This is a genomic window from Anaerostipes sp. Marseille-Q3525, from assembly GCF_018223505.1.
Classification (GTDB): domain Bacteria; phylum Bacillota; class Clostridia; order Lachnospirales; family Lachnospiraceae; genus Anaerostipes; species Anaerostipes amylophilus.
Map to the genome: position 1 here is coordinate 1 of NZ_JAGTTT010000021.1, position 20,796 is coordinate 20,796.

A 20,796-nucleotide genomic window follows, 5' to 3' on the forward strand; every position below is an offset into this window, starting at 1 on the left:
ATCTGAATGTCACTAGTAATCTTTGGTGTATATATCATAATAAATTCCTCCGTAGAGAATTTATTATAATGTGATTTTGTACATTTTTAAATGATCATTTCTGTACATTCTTATATTAGCATTTATAATAATATGAAAAGTTTCAATATTCGCAGTTCTCATCGCTTACTTGCAAGGATAGGAGATAATGTGATGAAGATGAAAATAAATAAATTCCTGTTTGACTAGAAGGTGTATTACATGAAAAAGAATATATCAAGGATTATCGTCAGTATATCTGCCTTGTTCGATAAGTTCATTTTTCAGTCGAATAAGTGACTGAATGACTCTGCTCTGTTCATCGGCTGTTAGGTAAACATGGTATTTCTGTTCTCTCATAACATCAACCTCACACTTTCTTATTTTGGTTTTAATGATATATTAAAATAGAAAACATCTCAAACATGCAAAAAGGCTTCCACCCCAACGGGTAAAAGCCTTAATATAAAAATATTATTTTATCTGCAAACCGTTCGACACTATTTCATCTGTTGCAAATTTCTTTTTCAATGAAGGTGTTGCAAAAGTGTTGCAAAAGGCAACATCTTCTAAATGCATAGCCTGCAAACCCGCATAATTCCTGGGTTTTCTGGCACCTCCAAACTAAGCGTCCCTATTCAAACTCAATAGTTCCAGGTGGTTTAGAAGTTAAATCGTACATTACTCTATTAACTCCCTTAACCTCATTAATAATCCTGTTCATTACCTTATTCAATACTTCATAAGGAATCTCTGATGCTTCTGCTGTCATGAAGTCAATTGTTTTTACTGCTCTTAATGCTACTGCATAGTCATATGTTCTGAAATCTCCCATTACTCCAACGCTTCGCATATTTGTCAGTGCTGCGAAGTACTGGTTGATTTCTTTATCTAATCCTGCTTTGGCAATTTCTTCTCTGTAGATTGCGTCTGCGTCCTGGACGATTTTTACTTTTTCTTCTGTGACTTCTCCGATAATTCTAATTCCTAGTCCTGGTCCTGGGAATGGTTGGCGGAATACAAGTTTTTCTGGAATTCCTAACTGTAATCCTGCCTGTCTTACTTCGTCTTTGAACAGGTCACGTAATGGTTCGATGATTTCTTTGAAATCCACGAAGTCTGGCAGTCCTCCTACGTTGTGGTGGGATTTGATGACTGCTGATTCTCCACCTAATCCACTTTCTACTACGTCTGGGTAGATTGTCCCCTGTGCTAAGAAGTCTACTGCACCAATCTTCTTCGCTTCTTCTTCGAAGATTCGGATGAATTCTTCTCCGATGATCTTACGTTTTGCTTCTGGTTCTGTGACTCCTTTTAATTTGTCATAGTATCTCTGCTGTGCATTGACACGGATGAAGTTTAAGTTGAACTGTCCATTTTCTCCAAATACACCTTCGACTTCGTCACCTTCGTCTTTTCTTAATAATCCGTGGTCAACAAATACACATGTTAATTGTTTTCCGATGGCTCTTGATAATAACCCGGCTGCTACGGATGAGTCTACTCCTCCTGATAAGGCAAGTAATACTTTTCCATCTCCAACTTTCTCACGGATCTCTTTGATCGTGCTTTCTACGAAAGCATCCATCTTCCAGTCACCCGCACATCCGCAGACTCCTAATACGAAGTTAGAAAGCATTGTCTTTCCTTCGACTGTGTGAAGTACTTCTGGATGGAACTGGATTGCATATAAGGATTTGTCTGCATTCTCAGCTGTTGCAACTGGGCAGTCTGCTGTGTGGGCAGAAATCTCAAATCCTGGAGCAACCTGTGAAATATAATCTGTATGGCTCATCCAACAGATTGTTTTTTCTGATACATTTTCAAATAATTTGGAATCTTTCTTGTCGATCAGGACTTCTGTTTTACCATATTCGCTTACTTCAGCTTTCTCTACTTTTCCTCTAAGGACGTGCTGCATCAGCTGCGCTCCGTAGCATAATCCTAACACTGGAATTCCAAGTTCAAATAATTCCTTGCTGTACGTTGGAGAATCTGGTTCGTAACAGCTGTTTGGTCCACCTGTTAAGATGATTCCCTTTGGATTCATTTCTTTGATTTTGTCGATACCGATCTTGTAAGAATAAATCTCGCAGTATACATTGCACTCACGTACGCGGCGTGCAACTAACTGATTATACTGACCACCAAAATCGATGACGATCACTAATTCATTTTTCACTCGTTTTCCTCCTGAGTTGCCTAAATGATATGCTTCGTTTTATTCACCTTTTAACAGATCAACTTTGTCTAATCTCTCCCATGGAAGATCAAGGTCATTTCTTCCGAAATGTCCATAAGCTGCTGTCTGTTTGTAGATTGGTCTTCTTAAATCTAACATCTTGATAATTCCAGCTGGACGAAGATCGAAATGTTTACGGATCAGGTCTACTAATTCCTGATTAGATTTCTTTCCTGTTCCAAATGTATCAACCATGATGGATGTTGGCTCTGCTACACCGATCGCATAAGATAACTGAATCTCACATTTATCAGCTAAGCCTGCTGCTACGATGTTCTTCGCTACATAACGTGCTGCGTAAGCTGCAGAACGGTCTACCTTTGTGCAGTCCTTTCCAGAGAAAGCCCCGCCACCATGGCGTGCATATCCACCATATGTATCTACGATGATCTTTCTTCCTGTTAATCCTGCATCTCCGTGTGGTCCACCGATTACAAATCTTCCTGTTGGGTTAATGAAAAATTTTGTTTCATCATCCACCATGTCTGCTGGAAGAATCTTATCGAAGACTTCACGTTTGATATCTTCATGAATCTGTTCCTGTGTGATATCAGGATCATGCTGTGTAGATAATACAACTGCATCAAGACGGCTTGGTTTACCATCATCATACTCTACAGTTACCTGTGTTTTACCATCTGGTCTTAAATAAGACAGTGTTCCATCTTTTCTTACTTTTGTTAACTGTCTTGCAAGTTTATGTGCAAGAGAGATTGGGTATGGCATATATTCTTCTGTTTCATTTGTAGCAAATCCAAACATCATTCCCTGATCTCCGGCTCCAATTGCGTCGATCTCTTCATCTGTCATGTTGTTTTCTTTTGCTTCTAATGCCTTGTCTACACCCATAGCAATATCACTTGACTGTTCATCGATTGTTGTGATAACACCACATGTATCAGCGTCGAATCCGTATTTTCCTCTTGTATATCCGATCTCACGGACTGTATCACGGACGATTTTCTGGATATCTACATATGCTTTTGTAGAAATCTCTCCCATGACCATAACAATTCCCGTTGTTGTACAAGTTTCACATGCAACACGGCTCATTGGATCCTGCTCTAACAGCGCATCTAAGATCGCATCGGAAATCTGGTCACAGACTTTGTCTGGATGTCCTTCTGTCACGGACTCTGATGTGAATAATACTTTATCCATTCTTTTATCCTTTCTTATAATAAATCGCTTATATCTATAAAATGCTATGAAAAGACCCGAAGGACTCCGGGCCTTTTTTTACCTTTTTAATACAACCGGTGCGTTCTTACTCCGGATGACTTCGATCTGTGTTACCTTACCATTCTTTATCTTAGCTACGCGAAGCGCACCACCTTCAAAGAAATAACACTGACCTACCTGAAAAGTTCCACTCTCAGTTCCAATTTGTTTCTCAAGAAGCTCTCCCAATGTCTGATCCTGCGATTCTTTAGGTATCTCCACATGAACCAGCTCATTGATACTTGAAATCTTCTGACTTGGTGGAAATACAGTCTTATCTATATCATCATATTTTCCAAAAAGGAATTTCTTGATCGCAAATAAGATTGCAATTGCTAAAACTACAAGAAGATTCTGCTGTGGACTCGTATGTTCCACGATCATCTGCCTTGCGATCGCAAACATCATAACTTCTACTAATGTATCTGGTGTATGTTTACAAAGCATCTTTACAAACTCAATACAAATGACGAGGTTAAATGCAACACCGACAAATTTGTAAATATCTCTGGATGTTGGGTAATTCATCATCAGTTGTACCACATCTTTTACCAGATAAATCGTTCCACCAATGACCGCGATCATAATAATAGCTGATATAAATAATTCTACCCACTTGGATACTTTGAACACTTCGTTTTTCAGGTATTGTCTCATTCAGGCAATTCTCCTTTTATCCTATCTTTAACTTAAATTTTGCTACTTCTTTTTCACTATTGACCAGCTGGATTTCTCCTCCAAGCTGTGTTAGCTTCTGTTCAAACTGTTCGTATCCACGATAAATATATCCAATATCGCTGACTGTTGTAAATCCTTTTGCAGATAATCCTGCAATAACAAGAGCAGCTCCTGCTCTTAAGTCTGGAGCGTGTACGTCAGCTCCTGTAAATCCTTCAACTCCGCTGATAATAGCAGTTCTTCCATCAACCTGAATGGTTGCTCCCATCTTTGTCAACTCATCCACATAACGGAAACGGTTCTCAAAAATACTTTCTGAGATCACACTTGTTCCATTAGATAAGGCAAGTGTTACCGCCATCTGTGGCTGCATATCTGTTGGAAATCCAGGATATGGTAATGTCTTAATATTTGTAGATTCCAGACGTTTTGTTGCTGATACACGGACAGCATCGTCGAATTCTACTACTTCAGCTCCAATCTCAATTAATTTTGCAGAAATTGCTTCTAAATGCTTTGGAATGACATTCTTGATCATAATATCACCCTTAGTTGCAACTGCTGCTGTCATAAATGTTCCTGCTTCGATCTGGTCTGGAATGATGGAATACTGGCAATCTCCGAATCTTTCCACACCTTTGATACGGATCACATCTGTTCCTGCTCCACGGATCTTCGCTCCCATACTGTTTAAGAAGTTCGCTACATCAACGACATGCGGTTCTTTTGCCGCATTCTCGATGATCGTATTTCCTTTTGCAAGAGAAGCAGCCATCATAACATTGATTGTCGCTCCTACAGAGACAACGTCCATATAAATATGGGCTCCTCTTAATTCTTTTGCGGTTGCACTGATCATACCATTCTCAATCTCAATCTCTGCTCCAAGCATCTTAAATCCTTTAATATGCTGGTCGATCGGACGGCTTCCGATCTCACATCCACCTGGAAGTGCAACTCTTGCTCTCTTGTATTTACCAAGTAAAGCACCAATTAAATAGTAAGAAGCTCTGATCTTACGGATAAATTCATTGTCTACATCACACTCTGGATGAATTCCTTTTCCGCTGATCGTTACTTCGTGTTTTCCTGTTCTATCTATATCTGCTCCAATTTCCTGCATTGCCTGAAGTAATACGTTAATATCTCTTACATCTGGCATATTATCTATCATACATTTTCCATCTGTCATTACTGCCGCAGCTAAAACAGGCAGTGCTGCATTCTTCGCACCGCCAATTACTACTTCTCCTACTAACGGGTTACCACCTTTAATGATATACTGTTCCATGATACACCTCAATTATCTCTATCTATATTATTAAACCTAATTTCTATCTTTCGGTAATTATTTAAAATCATACAGATTATATTATATCATACTATTAGAGGTTTTCCAACACTTTTTCTAAAGAGTCTCCGATGGATAATTTATCCAGTTCCACTGTGATGTCTGCATACTTCTCATAATAAGGGATTCTTTCGCAGTATAAATCATGCAAGGTCTGCCCTTCTTCCAACACAACACCTCTTGCTTTGAGATTTCCAAGACGACGTTTTACTGTCTGATAATTCAATTTTAAATAGATCACAGTTCCGATTTCTTTAAAATGTTTCATGGCCTTATCGCTGTAAACAGCACTTCCTCCTGGTGCAATTACTGATTTATCGACATCAATTGAAGCATTTACGTCTTCTTCTAACTGTTTAAATCCGTCATTTCCAATTCTTGCAATGATTTCTTTTAATAAACCTCCGCCTTTTTGCTGAATCACGAGGTCTGTATCCACAAAATCATAACCAAGGGCTTTGGCTAAAAGTACTCCGATCGTACTCTTTCCAGAACCCGGCATTCCAATCAATATGTAGTTATTATTTTTTTCTGCCATTTGGTTTTTTCCTTTTCTTTTTCTTTCTTACTGAGTAGCCAAAGGTTCCTAATTTCTTTCCTGTTTCATAATATCCACCATGAGAATAGATCAATGGATTCGTTTTTTCTAATGCAAAACGTCCATTATCTTCCATATAGTCATCGTCTACCATGATATTTACAACTTTCGCCATAAACATATGATGTGAACCGAGCGGTACGATCTTCTCTACTTTGCATTCAATATTTACTGGGCTTTCTGCAATAACTGGTGCATCAACAACTTGTGCTTCTTCTTTTGTCAGTCTTGCTTCTTTAAATTTATCAATATCTCTTCCTGAACGTACTCCACAAAAGTCTGTTGCTCTTGTCAGCTGTTTTGTTGTCAGGTTAATGACAAATTCGCCGCTATTTTTGATCATTTCATAAGAATGTCTCTCTGGACGAACAGAAATGTATGTCATCGGCGGATTCGTGCAGATCGTTCCTGTCCATGCGATCGTAATGATATTATCCTGCCCTTTATCTCTGCAAGTTACCATAACTGCTGGAAGCGGATAGATCATATTTCCAGGTTTCCATGAAGTTTTTGCCATACTTTTTCTCCTAAAGTGCCTTTTTAATATCCTGTCTTAACTGCTCCATATCAATATCTTCTGTGGAATGTTCTTTCCATCCGATCGTTACATCATCATCTTCGTATCTTGGAATTAAGTGCATATGGAAATGATATACTGTCTGGCCTGCGATCAGTCCATTGTTCTGTAATACATTTAATCCATCGCAGTGAAGTACTTCTTTTAATGCTCTTGCAACAACTGTTGCTAACTGAAATAATTTTCCTGCTGTGATTGCATCGATCTCATAAATATCTTTGAAATGTTCTTTTGGAATGATCAATACATGTCCTTTAGATGCTGGCGCAATATCCATGATCACTTTAAATTCTGAGTTTTCATAAATTGTGTTAGATGGAATCTCTCCACTTGCAATCTTACAAAAAATACAATCTTCTTTCTTCATATTATATATCTTCCTTTCTGTGTGTTCTTATCCTGAGAGTTTACATTTTACTCTGTTTAGATGTATTTTATCCCATTTACTATGCTTTTTCAAGAAAAGACCTATAGTCATATTATTCCATTTTTACAAAAAATGTGTGATTTGTTCACAATTTAGACACATTTTTATGTGATAATAAAAATCGTAAAGTAGTTAATACTTTCAAATCCTACCCCTCTTGAGGATGAAAATCCTCTCCTTATTGTTTTAAAAGAAAGAACCGACCTAGCTAGTCGGTTCTTTCTTTTTGTTTTATTTTTTATATCTCAGTACGTCCCTCTAATGCTCGAAGTAACGTTACTTCATCAATATATTCCAGATCGCCTCCAACCGGAACTCCACTTGCGATCTTACTAACTTTGATTCCTGTCGGTTTAACAAGCTTACTGATATACATTGCTGTTGTCTCACCTTCCAGACTGGAGTTTGTCGCAATGATCAATTCCTTGACATCTCCCTGTAATCTTGCCATCAGTTCTTTCAGGCGGATATCGTCCGGACCGATTCCAAGCATTGGCGAAATTGCTCCGTGAAGCACATGGTAAACACCTTCGTATTTTCCTGTCTTCTCATATGCCATCAGGTCTCTCGTATTCTCAACGACCATGATCGTGCTGTGATCGCGCTTGTCACTGGCACAGATCGGACAGATCTCATTGTCCGTCAATGTACAACACTCTTTACAATAATGTACATTCGTCTTTGCGGAAATGATCGTGTCTGATAATTTCTTTACCTGATCTTGTGGCATATTGATAATATGAAACGCCAGTCTACCTGCGGATTTTGGTCCGATTCCTGGGAGTTTCCCGAGTTCTTCGATTAGCTGCGTGATCTGATTACTGTAATAATCCATAGTCTCTCACTCTATCTAGAATGGAAATCCTCCACCCATTCCTCCTAATCCACCAGTGACTTTCCCCATCTTCTCCTGGGAATCTTCTTCCATCTTACGAAGTGCTTCATTTGTAGCAGCTACGATCAGATCTTCTAACATTTCAATGTCATCTGGATCTACAACTTCTTCTTCTAAATGTACAGAAACTACTTCTTTTTTACCGGATACAACAACTTTTACAACTCCACCACCTGCTGTTGCTTCATATGTGGATTCTTCTAACGCTTTTGTTGTTTCCTCCATCTGTTTCTGCATCTTCTGTGCCTGTTTCATCAGCTGATTCATATTTCCACCCATACCTGGAAATCCACCGCTTCTTTTTGCCATTATTCTTTCCTCCTAAAAATTTGTTTTTATGAATTTAGTTTTAGTCTTCTATTTTTACATCCATATGGATGCAGTCTAAGTTGATCATATCGCTGTCGTCATTCTCTTTGTTCATCACACTGACTTCCAATTCTACGTCTCTACCAGATTGTCTGGATAATTCCTGTTTCAATCGTTCGATACGCTCTGGTTCTTCTAAGAAATAACCGCTTTCCACGTTCATTTCTTTTGGAAATAGCACTCTTAATGCAGTCCCTTCATCGTTAACTGATAATGTTGCTCTCTGTAAGCAATATTTCATCTGTGGTGACAGATTGCGTTTAACATCTCTCCAGTGATCAACAAGCTCCATAAGTTCTTCCACTTTTGCTGGTGGAAACTTCTCATTTAACTGTTCGACTGGGTCTTGTTCAGGTTTTACTTCTGCTGATTGCATTGCTGCTTGATTTTGTCCTGTTAGTGCTGCTTGCTGAACTGGAATTCCTGACTGCAACAGTTTCTCTAACTGTTGTTCCAACTGTCTCACTCTGTCCGCCAGACTATTCGTATCTGCTTCCATCTGAGGTCTGCACATCTTCATCATCTCAACTTCCACAAGAACTCTCTTAGATGTCGCATAACGGATCCGTTCTAACAATTCAGATAAGATTCTGATATATCGGATCAAAGTATTTTCCTCTACCTGCTGTGCTTTCTCTTGCAGTAATTTTAGCTGGTCTGTTGATACTTCCAATGCTTCTTCTGCCGCATTTCCCTGTCCAACTAATAGAAGATTTCTTAAATACCACAGAAAATCTGTGATAAACTGTGACCATTCTCTTCCCTGTCTTGCTACATCTTCCAGAAGATCCATCACTCTGTTAATATCCTGTGAAAGTATCATATCTAACAAATCACTGTAGACCTGTATGTCCACAGTACCAAGTACTTCCAGAACATTATCATATGTCAGTTTCTCACCCAGATAAAATGCAATACACTGATCTAGAAGACTCAATGCATCACGCATGGAACCATCTGCCATTCTTGCCACATATTCCAATGCTTTATCTTCAGTGTCTACTTGTTCCTGCTCCATAAGATCTTTCAACTGTTTCTTGATCGTTGCTGCTGTGATACGATGAAAATCATATCTCTGACATCTGGATAAGATCGTGATCGGTATTTTGTGAACTTCGGTTGTCGCAAGAATAAAAATGACATATTCTGGCGGTTCTTCTAATGTCTTTAGCAGTGCATTAAAAGCCCCTATAGACAACATATGCACCTCGTCGATGATATAAACTTTGTACTTTCCTGTTGCCGGTGAATACTGTACCTGTTCCTTGATTTCTCGGATATTATCGACACCATTGTTTGATGCCGCATCAATCTCGATCACATTCATGGAACTTCCCTCTGCAATTGCTTTGCACACTTCACATTCTCCGCATGGTTCCCCATCGACTGGATGTTCACAGTTTACTGCTTTCGCAAGAATCTTGGCTACCGTTGTCTTACCAGTACCTCTCGTCCCACAAAACAGATACGCATGACCAATGCGCCCGGTCCTCATCTGATTCTCAAGCGTCTTTACAATATGATCCTGGCCTTTGACTTCACTGAAGCGTGTCGGCCGGAACTTTCTATATAAAGCCATGTAAGACATATCGTATGCCCCTTTCTATTTTGAAATATGACATATAGTCATACTTCATTATATTTTACCATGAGTATCTATTGTTTTTCAATGATTGTTTTTTAGCAGAAACCATCGAACTTTTTCCTACGTTTTTTCTTGCTCTGTTTCTTGTTTTTTCCGATAATAAAAGAGGAAATTTTAATTACAAAAGGAGCCAAAAATGAACAATTCACAGGAACTTTCTACGTTTTCACATGAGATAAACAATTCACTGACTCTTATCTATGGACAGATTCAGTATATTGAAAAAACAAATGATATACTTACCCAAAATGAGCACTGGAATCGTATGAAAGATGATTTTTCTTCTTTATTTGACTTCATTCATCAGTTCCTTGCCCCTGAAGATACGACTTCTGCCACAATCGAACCTTTGGATCTGATCAATCTGATCAGTGAACTCCGTTCTTCCTGGTCTTACTATCTTCATAAAGAACGAATCCGTTTTTTTATCCAGGCTGATCCTGGAACTGCATTTTATGTGTATGGCGCAAAAAGTAAGCTATTCCAGCTGTTTCATAATTTAATCTCCAATGCTGTTAAGGCAATTCAGCAAAAAGAGGAGATCAACCGATCTCCTCATATTACTGTACACCTGAGTAAAGAGCAGGGACATATCGTATTAAATTTGTCTGATACTGGAATCGGAATGACTCCCGAACAACAGTCTCGTGCATTTTACCGAGGTGTTTCCTTCCAGCCTGGTGGAAATGGAATTGGACTTTCTATTGTTCGTAAGATCGCGCATGAACTTCATATCAAGATTCATATTGATTCTGCTCCTAATCAGGGAACAACTTTTACTCTTATCTTCCCTGCCTATGAGCAGAAATTAAACTACTTGACACATACAGAAGCATTGACAAAATAAATCCGGCAATACATCCTCCAATATGGGCCGCATTATCGGTTGTTCCACTTTCAAATCCATGGTACAGACTTCCTGCGATCATAAGAAATATTCCAAATCCATCAAATCTTTTTCTCTGATCTTTGCAGAACAAAAGTATTGCAGCTAGTGCACCGATCAATCCAAAAATTGCTCCAGATGCTCCTGCTGACAAAACATCCTGTCCCATTACACTATAATATATTGTGGAAACAATACTTCCGATAATGCCAGACCCCGTATATAAAACTGCATACCGAATACTTCCTGTCACTTTCTCCAAAGATGTTCCAAGAATCAAAAACACAACCATGTTATTAAAAAAATGTTCCCATCCAAAATGCAGATAATTTGATATTAATAACCTATAATATTCATGTAGATTTCTTACACAATATGCATTACAGGCATATAAGTTATAAATCTTATTTCCATAAATCTCAGTTAAAACAAATCCTGCAAGATTCAGCAGAAATATTACGAGTGTTGCTTTATAATTCCATACAAATCTTTTTATCTCATTGATATTCTCAAAATCATTTGTCACATCTTCCCTTTGTTCTGCTTGATTTTGCGAAAGAATCATTGTTAATGGTCTAAACAGATCTTTAAACTGGTCATCCGGATCAATAAACATAGGATCATCTTCTTCTGATAGCACCAACAATAATATGGCACAGTCTGTACCAAAATTTTGCTTTGCACAATCTTCCATCTGATATAGATCTTCTTCTAATATCGCACTTCCATCTGGATTTTTATCAAACATCACATAAACACATTTGTTTCTTTTCTTTGTGCTTTTTACATAGCAAGGGCCTTTTTCTGTATCCTGGCTCAGATATCCATGAATTCTTAACAACTCTATGATTTTCTGATACATAATCTCCTCCATATCCGTTTTATGTATCATTTATTATATCATACTGTCATTCTTCTTTAAAAAGGAACTCTTCTAAACCTATTTTAATCCTATCACCTTCATGTAACACACATTTACTGATCTTTCTCCCATTTATTTTAACTCCATTTGTGGAATTAAGATCCTCACAACAGATATTTTTTCCTTCTTTATAAAATCTAAGATGCCTTCTGCTGATTCCTGTACCTTCAATCTGATAATCTGTACCTTCCATACAACTTCCTATAATAAATCCATTATCATTGATCACTATTTCTGTTAATTCATCATTCTTTGGAATAAGCCTTCCTATCGGCTGCTCCAGCAGTAAAACAGTTTTCTCATCATCTGCTAATAATGTTGTTTGATCATCCAATAATGTCTTATGCTCTTGTGCTTCATCATAAGAATCCACATTTCGAATGTTATTTTGATCATTTTTCCACAATTTATAAAAACCATACACACCAAGGCACATCACACTAATTGAACAAAGAAGTCCTGCCAAAAACAAATAATAAAATCCATATTTAAAAATCTGAATTATGCAGTAGATCATTGTACTAAAACCACCTGCACATATCACTCCATAAAAAGTTTTCCATAATCTTTTTCTTATGATTTTTTCTTTGCTCTCATAATTATAATTCTTTTCATGATCTTCATTAATTTCCAATTCTCTATTCTGTTCTTTTTCTGTTATTTCTAACATATTTTCTTTCTTCGACTGTTTTTCTCCCACTTTTTCTTTCGGCCGAATTTCCAAATAAGATTTCATCTGTTCTATATTTGGTTTCTCTTTCACAAGAAAACTATGAAACTCATAATAAAATCTCACTTTCCTCTTATCTTGTGTGGAAATGATTTCTATGCATTCCTCCAGAAAATTTCGAAGCTGTTCTAAAATATTTTTTTCATATTCTGGAAGATAGCAAAGAACTGGATGATCTTCTTTATCAAGAAACAACAGTTCCAATTCCAATTTCAAATGATCCAGATTCAAAAGATATGATTCTGTTTCTTCAAATGATTCTATCAGATAAGCAAAGAATAACTTTGGATCAAGCATATTGATTCTTTCTCTTAAAGTTGTGTAAATTCCCGTCTCGTAATAATAATATTCCTTACCATCCTGCATCCTAAATTCACATGGTAGAAGACATCTAAGTGTATGGCAGCGCAGAATATTTTTCTCATATGTAAGTTTTTGTCCTTTATCCACAACATAATAACTTGAAAAACCTTCCCTAATCCATTGCTCCTTCAATTGTATTCCACCCCCTGATCTGCTCCATCTCAAAATCTCCCAATGCGGCCAAACTTCCTTCATATTCAAATAATTGAATTCCAAACCCACTTAGAAATTGAAATGATATCACATTTGACTGCATCTTTACTTTCACTGATGTTTTTAATGATGTTGTAGAAACGTTCACTGAGCCAGCTTTAGCCATAAACAAATGTTGCCTAATCTTTTCCTTGATTTCTTTTTGTGCCATTGTATCGCCATTTTTATTGGAAGAAATGATATTACCTATGATCAGGTTCTGATTTAACTTGGCATAAGATATTTTCCCTGTATCATAATCAGCCCCTGTAATTCTTATATCCGCTGCCTTCTGCAATGCTTCTTCCATAATTCCCTGTGTAATTCCACAGTTCATAAAATAAAACAGATAACTAAAAAACAACCATAACACCATAAGAACAATGGGAATCAATGCACTTACTTCCACTGTCATGTATCCCCCCGTTTTCCGCATCTTTGACATGGCTTCATCCCCTTTAAAGTACTTAAATCCACTTGTTTCACGGTTCGTTTTAAACCACTGCATGACAAGTCTGTATGATATGATTCACCTTCTTTTGCAATATATACACACGAGACATTACTGCTTTGATGACGAATACATTTGCTGCATGCCTTATAATGTGTCTGCCCATTCTGATACTTTAAAACATCTTCATCTACTGAAATATCAAGTGCCAGATGCGTACAGGACAGATCTTTGTGATAAACAGCTTCGTGTGGCGTAATATAAACAAACCCTTCTTTTAATTCATCTCCCTTCGGTACATAACCCGTCATAGCTTTCTGCCTGATTTTTTGTTCAAATGTTACTGAATATGTTGATAAAAATGGCAGTTTTTTTCGAATATGATATTTGACTGCCACAATATATTCACCCTTTGATGTCAATGTCAACTTACAAGCTGCTGCCGCTGCAGCACTTCCACCAATCAATGCTGAACGATCTAAAAATCTACGATTTACCGATGTCAGAAATGTCTCTTTTGCACTTAAAACAGTTAAATTTCCCCCAGTATTTCTTTTCTGCCGAATCTGGTATTCATTAACCGCAGCTCTTTTTGCAGCTTCACAGACTCCATGTGCAATCTGCTGATGGATCATAAAAATCTCACCTGCACTTGCCAGCATAATAAGTACGATCAAAAAAATTGGTACGATCAAAGTCGCCTCCAATGTCATTGCTCCTTCTTCTGACCTAAATAATTTCAACATGAAAAACTTTGAGGCAGAGAAAGATGCTCTCTTGGATTTTTTTGTATCTGTTATATTATTAATTTTTTTATCATTTTGAACCAACTTATTTTTTGAGAAATGTTTTTGACAAGAGAACATCTTTCTCTGCCCCCTTTCTTTTTATTTTAATAGGTTGTAAAACGTGATAACTTTAAATCTGTATAAGGTGCAAATGGCAAAGTCATGCCTCCAAAGCCCAATTTTTTAAGCTTTAGATTCTGTGTTATTTTATAAGATGAAATACACTGATCCATCTTAAAATCTGGAACTTTTCTTTTTATATTTTGTTCCATCATATCCATCATACGAAAATATTTTTGTCGTTTATCTTTCTGCATGATCAACAGCAATAAAAGATAATCTTCATATTTCATTCCCTGCTTTGCTGGTTTCTGTTTGCAATTTAATGTTGCCAGTCCTGAAAATGACAATTGCCAGTCTGAAACAGTTTTTACGATCGGCACCTTTTTACCTTCTGCAAGATTCCTCACATCAATTACAGATTCTCCATAAGCTAATGCAATAAGCAGAAGATTCTTGACAACTGCAACAACTGGTGGAAATCCAGTAATGCCAAGAACAGAAGCTGCAAGCAGTGTAGCTTCTTTCTCCTTTACAGGGTCTTGATACACACAAGCTGCATTCGTTAAAAATCTAAGTGCGATCACCTTCCAGAACACTGCCCCAAGATTTTCTTTTTCTGAATCTTTTCCAGCGATCAGATATTCTATCTCATATTTTGTCCCTTCTTTTTTTGATGTATCTGTTAGACAATGAAAATATTTTTGTGCATAAAATATAACCGGTAATTCGCTTGTAAATGAATCCGCTGACGATGTTTCTTTTAACTTGTCCATCTCTTTTTCCATCGTTTTTCGATTCATAAAATCCCATATTTTCTGCTTTGTTGTATCCTTTTTGCCATAAACAATATCAATTGGAAGATCTGATACTTTTTTCTTTCCCATAACTAATGAGACGGATCCTTCTTTTAATAATTTCATAAAACCTTTTCTTGGATCTTTTTTTGCAGATGGCTTTATTTGTTCATTGTCTTTTTTATCTGATTTCTTGGTATTTTCTCTGTCCTCCTGCTGCTTTTGTGCTTCTTTTTCATCCTTACTGATTTGTCCTTTGATATCTGTGATTTGCTTTTGAAGATCCGTGCTTGTCCTTATATTATTTGTCCACGTCTTCAAAAGATCACTTCCTATCTCATACTTCATCTGCTGCCTGATCTGGTACTTTAAAACTTCCCCCTTTTGTGCTGTCAGATTCACTTCATCGGATAATTTTGTATTTCCTGTCTGAAACAAAAATGAATCTTCGGAATTATCAAGACTTTCTTTCATCCGATCAGCAAAATCAGTTTCTAATTTCTTTTTGTATCTTGGATCCATAGCATAAATATGATACATATCTGCAAGTTCCTTCTGGTAATTTCCCTTTGTATGAGAAAATCCAGACATATAAACAGCCATTGCTTTTCCCTTCGCTGTATATATATAAATACCCTCTGCGCACACACTGATCAAAAGCAGAAATATAAGAAACAACATTGCCAAAAATGCACTCATACTGCCACGTTCATCCCTGATCATTTTATTTTTCCTGTTTTGGAGGTGATTGTCTTGAAAATATTATTTACTACCTTTGTGATCTGTGTCTGAAAGATGATAACCAAACCGATCAAAACTACAATGATCAAAATCACTTCCACAACACCCATTCCTGATTCATCTTTTGCAAAATGCCTAAAAAAATTTCTCATATGTACCGCCTCCCTCATATTTTATGAAAATTGTGACAACGCTGGAAACATCAGTAATATTAATATGACCACCAACATGATCATCATCGGAGCAAGAAGTTTTGTACTCGCTTCTTCGCCTTTTCTTTTTGCCTGTTCCTTTCTTTGAAAAAATGCTTCTTCTTCCTCTTCTTTTAATCTGAAAAACAGATCTGTGGATCCTCTTGTAATACTTTGTACAAGAAGAACAGAAAGCTTCTGATAAGAAGGGACCCCAATCTTTTGTCCCATATCAGCAAACGCTTTCGTCTGAGGAACTCCAAATGAAATCTCCCTGCATGTTTTTTTCATCTGTTCATATACAAAAATCTTTCCTTTATTCCCTCTCATTTGTTCTTTCTCATACTCCGCAGTCACAGCTTCAAGTGCAGATGTCACACTCATTCCTGTTCCAAGAAACAACATCAATTGTGTAATGATCTGAGGATACTCCTGTACAGACTGATCTCTGGTCTGAAGCTTTTGTTCCTTATACTTTTCATTCTCGTGGTACCAAAGAAACACAATTACTGCAATTCCAAGAAATAATATTGCAGGAATCTGACTTTCATTATCCGCAGGCAAAAGCCTTCCCTGCCGGATCACATCTGGAAGATAAAACTGCTCCTTTGTAATATATTTTTCTTCCAATTTCTTAAGATCTGCAATAATCTTTTGTTTCTCTGATACTCTCTTTCCTGAATTTCCAGGAACCACACACACTGGTATCTTCAAGATTCGTACCTCTCCCTGACATTCCATTCTGGCATTAAGATTTACAATATAATCTTTTTTTACATTTTTCGAAAATACATTACCTTCTTCATCGATAACTGCCGGATCATCACTCTGCCATTGCACCGTGATGTTTTCACCCTGTATCTTCGATGGCATTTCCAGATGTTTTGATACTTCATTAATTGATTTATTTTTTGCCACAAGGTGTTCTTTTAAGTATTTTTCACCTCTGTCTAATGCATCTGTGATCTGGCTTTTTGTATAACCTTTCGGCCGGATTGTCAATGAGTAAATATCATCGTCCTTTTTTGTTTTGATACGAATCTGTTTCTCTGTAGTTTCCCCTCCCGTCTCATCTCTTGTGATCAGAATTCTCCTATCCTGACTCAAATACATTACTATTGTCAGAAGGAGTATCATAAGAAAAATTGCTGTCGCTACCACAACGATCTTTACCTGTTCATACAGACTTTCCATTACTTTTTCTTCTAATTGTTTCTTTGTCCCTGTAAAACACGCTTCAATCTCTGTTTTTCTTCTTTCTCTTATTTCTTTTGGAAGTCTTTCCGCTATATATCTGATCCATCTAAACTTCAATTTCAATCACCCTCTCTGCCCATGAATCTGCAATCCACAGACAAATCAAAGAAATCGTTACAACGATCATTCCTGCAAAGCTTTTATACAGTATGTCAAAATATCCAGGATTTGCTGTCCTTACATAGAAGAGAATAAAGTAAGGCATCATCGTCATGATCCTTTTTTCCATTTGCTTTGCCGCTGTCATTGTTTCAATTTCTTCTTTTATCTGAATTGTCTGGCTTAAATGTTCTATCGTATTCGTTGTAATCTCAATCAGGTTTCCACCACTTCTTTTGGCAATCGATACAATCTGTGCAAACTGATATAATTCTTCTAAATCTACTCGTTCTGCCATATCAAGAAACAACTTGTCCACAGGTTCATTTATTTTTAAATGATTTATCAACAAATGAAGTTCTTTTGCCAACATACTGTTCTCCTGATACATTAAAAGATCATTCTTTGCTGTCTTTAATGAATTCTCAATCGAATACCCTGCAGATAAACTGTTTCCGATCGACAACATCATTTCTCGAAATTCTTTCCGCAAAATTTCTTTCTTTTTATATTCTCGCCTTGTTCTCTGCCGCCTCATCCATAAAAACAGAAATGGACTTAAGAAGATCATACATACGATACGGTTATAAAACAGCCATGTGATCATTCCAATATAAAGGATTCCCGTGATCAGATCTTTTTTTTCATTCTTCCATAGGCTGATCTCTTGCTTTAAAATACTCCATAAGTTTCTGATATGTTTCATATTGGCCATACTCCTTTAATTTTCTTCTATTGACCAGTTCTCCCTTCATCTGCATCTGATCTTCATCATCAAGTTCAAACAATTGATGAACCGCTATCTGTCCTGTTGTCATTCCCGTAATTTCTGAAATCTCCAGTAATCTTCGACTTCCATCATAGCTTCTTCCAAGATGAATGATCACATCAATTGCTGAGGCCATCTGCCCCCTGATCGCTTCAACTGGCATATCAACTCCCATTAAAACCATCGTTTCGATTCGCTTCAACATATCTTTACTGCTGTTTGCATGCCCTGTTGAAATACTTCCATCATGTCCTGTATTCATAGCATTTAACATCGACAATGCTTCTTCTGCACGAACTTCTCCAACAATGATCCGATCAGGTCTTGAACGCAAGGCCGCTTTTATCAGCTCATTCATATCAACTTTATTCTCACCTGCTGCATTGGCATTTCTCATCTCAAGGCGTACCAGATTTTCAATACCATTGAGTTTTAATTCTGCAGAATCTTCAATGGTTATGATTCGTTCCCCTTTGGGTATACAGTTAGACATTCCATTTAATAATGTTGTCTTCCCACTTCCTGTCCCTCCCGATATAAAAATGTTGTATCTCGCCTTCACAAGTATTTTCAAAAATTGTGCAATTTCTTCTGAAAATGCTTCTCTCTCACATAGCCATTCAAGTGTCATCGGTTCTTTGGCAAACTTTCGGATTGTCATCGTGGCACCGTCAATAGAGATCGGTGGTAAAATAATATTTACCCTTGAACCATCTTCTAATCTCGCATCAACAATCGGATTTTTCTCATTTACCATACGATTTGCTCCTGATGCCACCTGCTGGATCACCTGATACAGCTTCTCTGCATCTGAAAAATGTCCCGGATACCGATGCAGTTTTCCATACTGCTCAATAAAAATATTTTCAGATCCATTAATCATAATCTCTGTAATCGTATCATCTTCCAAAAGATCCTGTAGAATATCAAGTTTGCGAAGTGCATAAAAAACTTCCTGCTTCAGACGGATCTTATCAGATAAAAGCATCGGATAATCTTTTGAAACTTTCACAATCTCCTGCTGTATCACTTCTTTCAAATAATCATCTGAAATTTCTTGCGAAAAATTAAGTCTTTCCATCACTCTTTGCTTCAGTAATTCTTTCAAGGCCACTGCTCCCTTCTCCACTTATTCTGCCAACTTTCAAGCATTGCTTCTTCCCAGCTCGTCTGTGTCCATATTCCATGTTTTCTCATTTGCTTTTTAAATCGTTGATATTCAAATGAATTCAGATCTTCTCTTATTAATGGAAGAAATATCCTGTCAAACAATCCAAAAAATCTCAGTTCTGGAGGTGATGCAATTCCAATATCAAAGATAATCTTTATCCCTGCTTGTCTTAATTTCTCAAAGAACCATTCATAATCCTGCATTGTTAATTCCCTGTAATCCAGATAACATGCAGCTCCCGCAAATCCCATACAGCCGCCAAGATCCTTCTGATGATTCAAGAAATATTCAACAATATCTTCCTTATGTTCTTTGATATAAAATAACAAAAGCTCTCCACTCTCATCTTCTTCAAAATGTCCATATGGCTGCATTCCAAAATAAATCCACCCATTCGTAGCTGACATCTCTCTCGCAAATGTTGATACTTCTGGTCTTGGAACAGGCGAATAAACACCAAAAATCTTTTCATCATCCAGTTGTGGACTAACATTTAAACAGTGATAGATCCCTGCCGCTATTTCTTTCCCGCTCTGACAGTACATTCCACCCATAGAATCATTAACTCCGATCCTGCACACTGGTGAGCTTCCATGATAATCTGTCTCTTCTGCCAAAACCAGACATTCAAAATCTCCTTCTTCTTCCTGTCTGAAAAAAGCATCTTCATCTGATATAAAAGATGCTGTCATTGGAAAATCCTTCTGGTGATTTAAATATTCCATCAATCGTTTCCCATACTGATAGTCTTTATGATAGATACCAATTGAAATATCTCTCATACCACACCTCCTGACAGATATATGATATACGCTGCCAAAATTCCAAATGAAAAATGTATGATTCCCCCTTGCATGGAATCTTGTTCACCTGTCTCATATACCAATAATCTTTTGTTCTTTATACATCGTGTTATATATTGAAATAATCGAATAAATCGTAGATGGAAGTTCTTCCTCTTCCACAAGAAACCTACGGCATAAATACCGTTACATATAAATGATAAAATTAGAAACTGGGGCATTCCCCACCCTATAGAAATTCCGCATACCATAAGCAGTTTCACGTCTCCACCGCCAAGGCATCCAATATAAAATAATAATCCACAGCTGGCAAATACGATCAACACACCTGCTGTAATATCCATCACCTTCATTCCGCAGATTCCAGCCAGAATCAAAGTAATACAAGCTCCTATTCCATTCAGCCAGTTCGGGATCTGAAAGTCTCTGTAATCATAAATTACTGCAAGGATTATAAATAATAGAATCCATATCTTCATGATTCCTCCTTTCTTTTGTTCCATTATTTTACATCCGTTCCAAGTATTTGTCTAGTAGTTTTTCTACTTTTTTACA

At 37.1% G+C, this 20,796-nt stretch carries 22 protein-coding genes; 1 reads left to right on the top strand and 21 read right to left on the bottom strand.

Annotated elements, in window-relative coordinates; translation table 11 throughout:
* Positions 1-652: 652 nt before the first annotated feature.
* The 10 genes from guaA to dnaX form a co-directional block, all read right to left on the bottom strand.
* Complete coding sequence (gene guaA, locus KE503_RS10040) at positions 653-2,200, bottom strand: glutamine-hydrolyzing GMP synthase (protein ID WP_212385127.1); 1,548 nt, start codon at positions 2,198-2,200, stop codon at positions 653-655.
* A 39-nt stretch (positions 2,201-2,239) separates the two neighbouring features.
* On the bottom strand, positions 2,240-3,421 hold the full coding sequence (gene metK, locus KE503_RS10045) for a methionine adenosyltransferase (RefSeq protein ID WP_212385128.1): 1,182 nt from the start codon (positions 3,419-3,421) through the stop codon (positions 2,240-2,242).
* 78 nt (positions 3,422-3,499) lie between these two features.
* Complete coding sequence (locus KE503_RS10050) at positions 3,500-4,138, bottom strand: phosphate-starvation-inducible PsiE family protein (RefSeq protein ID WP_212385129.1); 639 nt, start codon at positions 4,136-4,138, stop codon at positions 3,500-3,502.
* A gap of 16 nt (positions 4,139-4,154) precedes the next feature.
* On the bottom strand, positions 4,155-5,450 hold the full coding sequence (locus KE503_RS10055; RefSeq protein ID WP_022374367.1) for a UDP-N-acetylglucosamine 1-carboxyvinyltransferase: 1,296 nt from the start codon (positions 5,448-5,450) through the stop codon (positions 4,155-4,157).
* Positions 5,451-5,544: 94 nt separating this feature from the next.
* Positions 5,545-6,048 (bottom strand): shikimate kinase, encoded by a 504-nt coding sequence (locus KE503_RS10060; protein ID WP_117943922.1) that lies wholly within the window; start codon positions 6,046-6,048, stop codon positions 5,545-5,547.
* Positions 6,032-6,625: a flavin reductase family protein gene (locus tag KE503_RS10065; RefSeq protein ID WP_022374365.1), complete on the bottom strand. Its 594-nt coding sequence runs from the start codon at positions 6,623-6,625 to the stop codon at positions 6,032-6,034. The genes KE503_RS10060 and KE503_RS10065 overlap by 17 nt, the downstream gene beginning before the upstream one ends.
* 10 nt (positions 6,626-6,635) lie before the next feature.
* A complete protein-coding gene (locus KE503_RS10070; protein ID WP_022374364.1) occupies positions 6,636-7,052 on the bottom strand; it encodes an HIT family protein in 417 nt (138 codons plus the stop codon).
* Between the two features lie 298 nt (positions 7,053-7,350).
* Positions 7,351-7,947 carry a recombination mediator RecR gene (gene recR / locus KE503_RS10075; protein WP_022374363.1) on the bottom strand — a complete coding sequence of 199 codons (597 nt, stop codon included), beginning with the start codon at positions 7,945-7,947 and terminating at the stop codon, positions 7,351-7,353.
* A 15-nt stretch (positions 7,948-7,962) separates the two neighbouring features.
* A complete protein-coding gene (locus tag KE503_RS10080; protein WP_022374362.1) occupies positions 7,963-8,316 on the bottom strand; it encodes a YbaB/EbfC family nucleoid-associated protein in 354 nt (117 codons plus the stop codon).
* Between the two features lie 40 nt (positions 8,317-8,356).
* On the bottom strand, positions 8,357-9,964 hold the full coding sequence (dnaX, locus tag KE503_RS10085) for a DNA polymerase III subunit gamma/tau (protein WP_022374361.1): 1,608 nt from the start codon (positions 9,962-9,964) through the stop codon (positions 8,357-8,359).
* A 193-nt stretch (positions 9,965-10,157) separates the two neighbouring features.
* On the opposite strand from dnaX, the gene KE503_RS10090 reads away from it, so the two are divergent.
* Positions 10,158-10,868, top strand: coding sequence for a sensor histidine kinase (locus KE503_RS10090; RefSeq protein ID WP_022374360.1), 711 nt, complete (start codon positions 10,158-10,160; stop codon positions 10,866-10,868).
* Here the strand turns inward: KE503_RS10090 and KE503_RS10095 are convergent.
* The 11 genes from KE503_RS10095 to KE503_RS10145 form a co-directional block, all read right to left on the bottom strand.
* Complete coding sequence (locus KE503_RS10095) at positions 10,804-11,769, bottom strand: rhomboid family intramembrane serine protease (protein ID WP_212385130.1); 966 nt, start codon at positions 11,767-11,769, stop codon at positions 10,804-10,806. The two genes, KE503_RS10090 and KE503_RS10095, sit on opposite strands and share 65 nt — an antisense overlap.
* 46 nt (positions 11,770-11,815) lie before the next feature.
* Entirely contained in the window at positions 11,816-13,054 is a 1,239-nt protein-coding gene (locus tag KE503_RS10100) for a DUF6382 domain-containing protein (protein WP_249183035.1), read from the bottom strand.
* Complete coding sequence (locus KE503_RS10105; protein WP_249183036.1) at positions 13,035-13,559, bottom strand: hypothetical protein; 525 nt, start codon at positions 13,557-13,559, stop codon at positions 13,035-13,037. Before KE503_RS10105 ends, KE503_RS10100 begins: the two co-directional genes overlap by 20 nt.
* Positions 13,526-14,260, bottom strand: a complete 735-nt coding sequence (locus tag KE503_RS10110; protein WP_249183037.1) for a pilus assembly protein — start codon at positions 14,258-14,260, stop codon at positions 13,526-13,528. Before KE503_RS10110 ends, KE503_RS10105 begins: the two co-directional genes overlap by 34 nt.
* Positions 14,261-14,457: 197 nt before the next feature.
* The gene (locus tag KE503_RS10115; protein WP_212385132.1) at positions 14,458-15,933 is read right to left on the bottom strand and encodes a DUF5702 domain-containing protein; all 1,476 of its coding nucleotides are present in this window, start codon (positions 15,931-15,933) and stop codon (positions 14,458-14,460) included.
* On the bottom strand, positions 15,930-16,103 hold the full coding sequence (locus tag KE503_RS10120; RefSeq protein ID WP_022374354.1) for a Flp1 family type IVb pilin: 174 nt from the start codon (positions 16,101-16,103) through the stop codon (positions 15,930-15,932). Before KE503_RS10120 ends, KE503_RS10115 begins: the two co-directional genes overlap by 4 nt.
* Positions 16,104-16,124: 21 nt before the next feature.
* Complete coding sequence (locus KE503_RS10125) at positions 16,125-17,456, bottom strand: type II secretion system F family protein (RefSeq protein WP_249183038.1); 1,332 nt, start codon at positions 17,454-17,456, stop codon at positions 16,125-16,127.
* Complete coding sequence (locus tag KE503_RS10130) at positions 17,446-18,204, bottom strand: type II secretion system F family protein (protein WP_022374352.1); 759 nt, start codon at positions 18,202-18,204, stop codon at positions 17,446-17,448. The genes KE503_RS10125 and KE503_RS10130 overlap by 11 nt, the downstream gene beginning before the upstream one ends.
* Positions 18,143-19,375, bottom strand: coding sequence for a CpaF family protein (locus KE503_RS10135; protein ID WP_117943912.1), 1,233 nt, complete (start codon positions 19,373-19,375; stop codon positions 18,143-18,145). The genes KE503_RS10130 and KE503_RS10135 overlap by 62 nt, the downstream gene beginning before the upstream one ends.
* Positions 19,372-20,220 (bottom strand): hypothetical protein, encoded by an 849-nt coding sequence (locus tag KE503_RS10140; protein ID WP_212385134.1) that lies wholly within the window; start codon positions 20,218-20,220, stop codon positions 19,372-19,374. The genes KE503_RS10135 and KE503_RS10140 overlap by 4 nt, the downstream gene beginning before the upstream one ends.
* Positions 20,217-20,720 carry an A24 family peptidase gene (locus KE503_RS10145; RefSeq protein WP_022374349.1) on the bottom strand — a complete coding sequence of 168 codons (504 nt, stop codon included), beginning with the start codon at positions 20,718-20,720 and terminating at the stop codon, positions 20,217-20,219. The genes KE503_RS10140 and KE503_RS10145 overlap by 4 nt, the downstream gene beginning before the upstream one ends.
* Between the last annotated feature and the right edge of the window lie 76 nt (positions 20,721-20,796).

Coding starts and splice junctions, on each gene's coding strand:
- KE503_RS10095 (WP_212385130.1), bottom strand. CDS start 11,769: ATGTATCAGAAAATCATAGAGTTGTTAAGAATTCATGGATATCTGAGC.
- recR (WP_022374363.1), bottom strand. CDS start 7,947: ATGGATTATTACAGTAATCAGATCACGCAGCTAATCGAAGAACTCGGG.
- KE503_RS10080 (WP_022374362.1), bottom strand. CDS start 8,316: ATGGCAAAAAGAAGCGGTGGATTTCCAGGTATGGGTGGAAATATGAAT.
- dnaX (WP_022374361.1), bottom strand. CDS start 9,964: ATGTCTTACATGGCTTTATATAGAAAGTTCCGGCCGACACGCTTCAGT.
- KE503_RS10060 (WP_117943922.1), bottom strand. CDS start 6,048: ATGGCAGAAAAAAATAATAACTACATATTGATTGGAATGCCGGGTTCT.
- KE503_RS10140 (WP_212385134.1), bottom strand. CDS start 20,220: ATGAGAGATATTTCAATTGGTATCTATCATAAAGACTATCAGTATGGG.
- KE503_RS10120 (WP_022374354.1), bottom strand. CDS start 16,103: ATGAGAAATTTTTTTAGGCATTTTGCAAAAGATGAATCAGGAATGGGT.
- KE503_RS10070 (WP_022374364.1), bottom strand. CDS start 7,052: ATGAAGAAAGAAGATTGTATTTTTTGTAAGATTGCAAGTGGAGAGATT.
- KE503_RS10065 (WP_022374365.1), bottom strand. CDS start 6,625: ATGGCAAAAACTTCATGGAAACCTGGAAATATGATCTATCCGCTTCCA.
- KE503_RS10105 (WP_249183036.1), bottom strand. CDS start 13,559: ATGTCAAAGATGCGGAAAACGGGGGGATACATGACAGTGGAAGTAAGT.
- KE503_RS10115 (WP_212385132.1), bottom strand. CDS start 15,933: ATGATCAGGGATGAACGTGGCAGTATGAGTGCATTTTTGGCAATGTTG.
- metK (WP_212385128.1), bottom strand. CDS start 3,421: ATGGATAAAGTATTATTCACATCAGAGTCCGTGACAGAAGGACATCCA.
- KE503_RS10145 (WP_022374349.1), bottom strand. CDS start 20,720: ATGAAGATATGGATTCTATTATTTATAATCCTTGCAGTAATTTATGAT.
- KE503_RS10050 (WP_212385129.1), bottom strand. CDS start 4,138: ATGAGACAATACCTGAAAAACGAAGTGTTCAAAGTATCCAAGTGGGTA.
- KE503_RS10055 (WP_022374367.1), bottom strand. CDS start 5,450: ATGGAACAGTATATCATTAAAGGTGGTAACCCGTTAGTAGGAGAAGTA.
- KE503_RS10130 (WP_022374352.1), bottom strand. CDS start 18,204: ATGAAACATATCAGAAACTTATGGAGTATTTTAAAGCAAGAGATCAGC.
- KE503_RS10090 (WP_022374360.1), top strand. CDS start 10,158: ATGAACAATTCACAGGAACTTTCTACGTTTTCACATGAGATAAACAAT.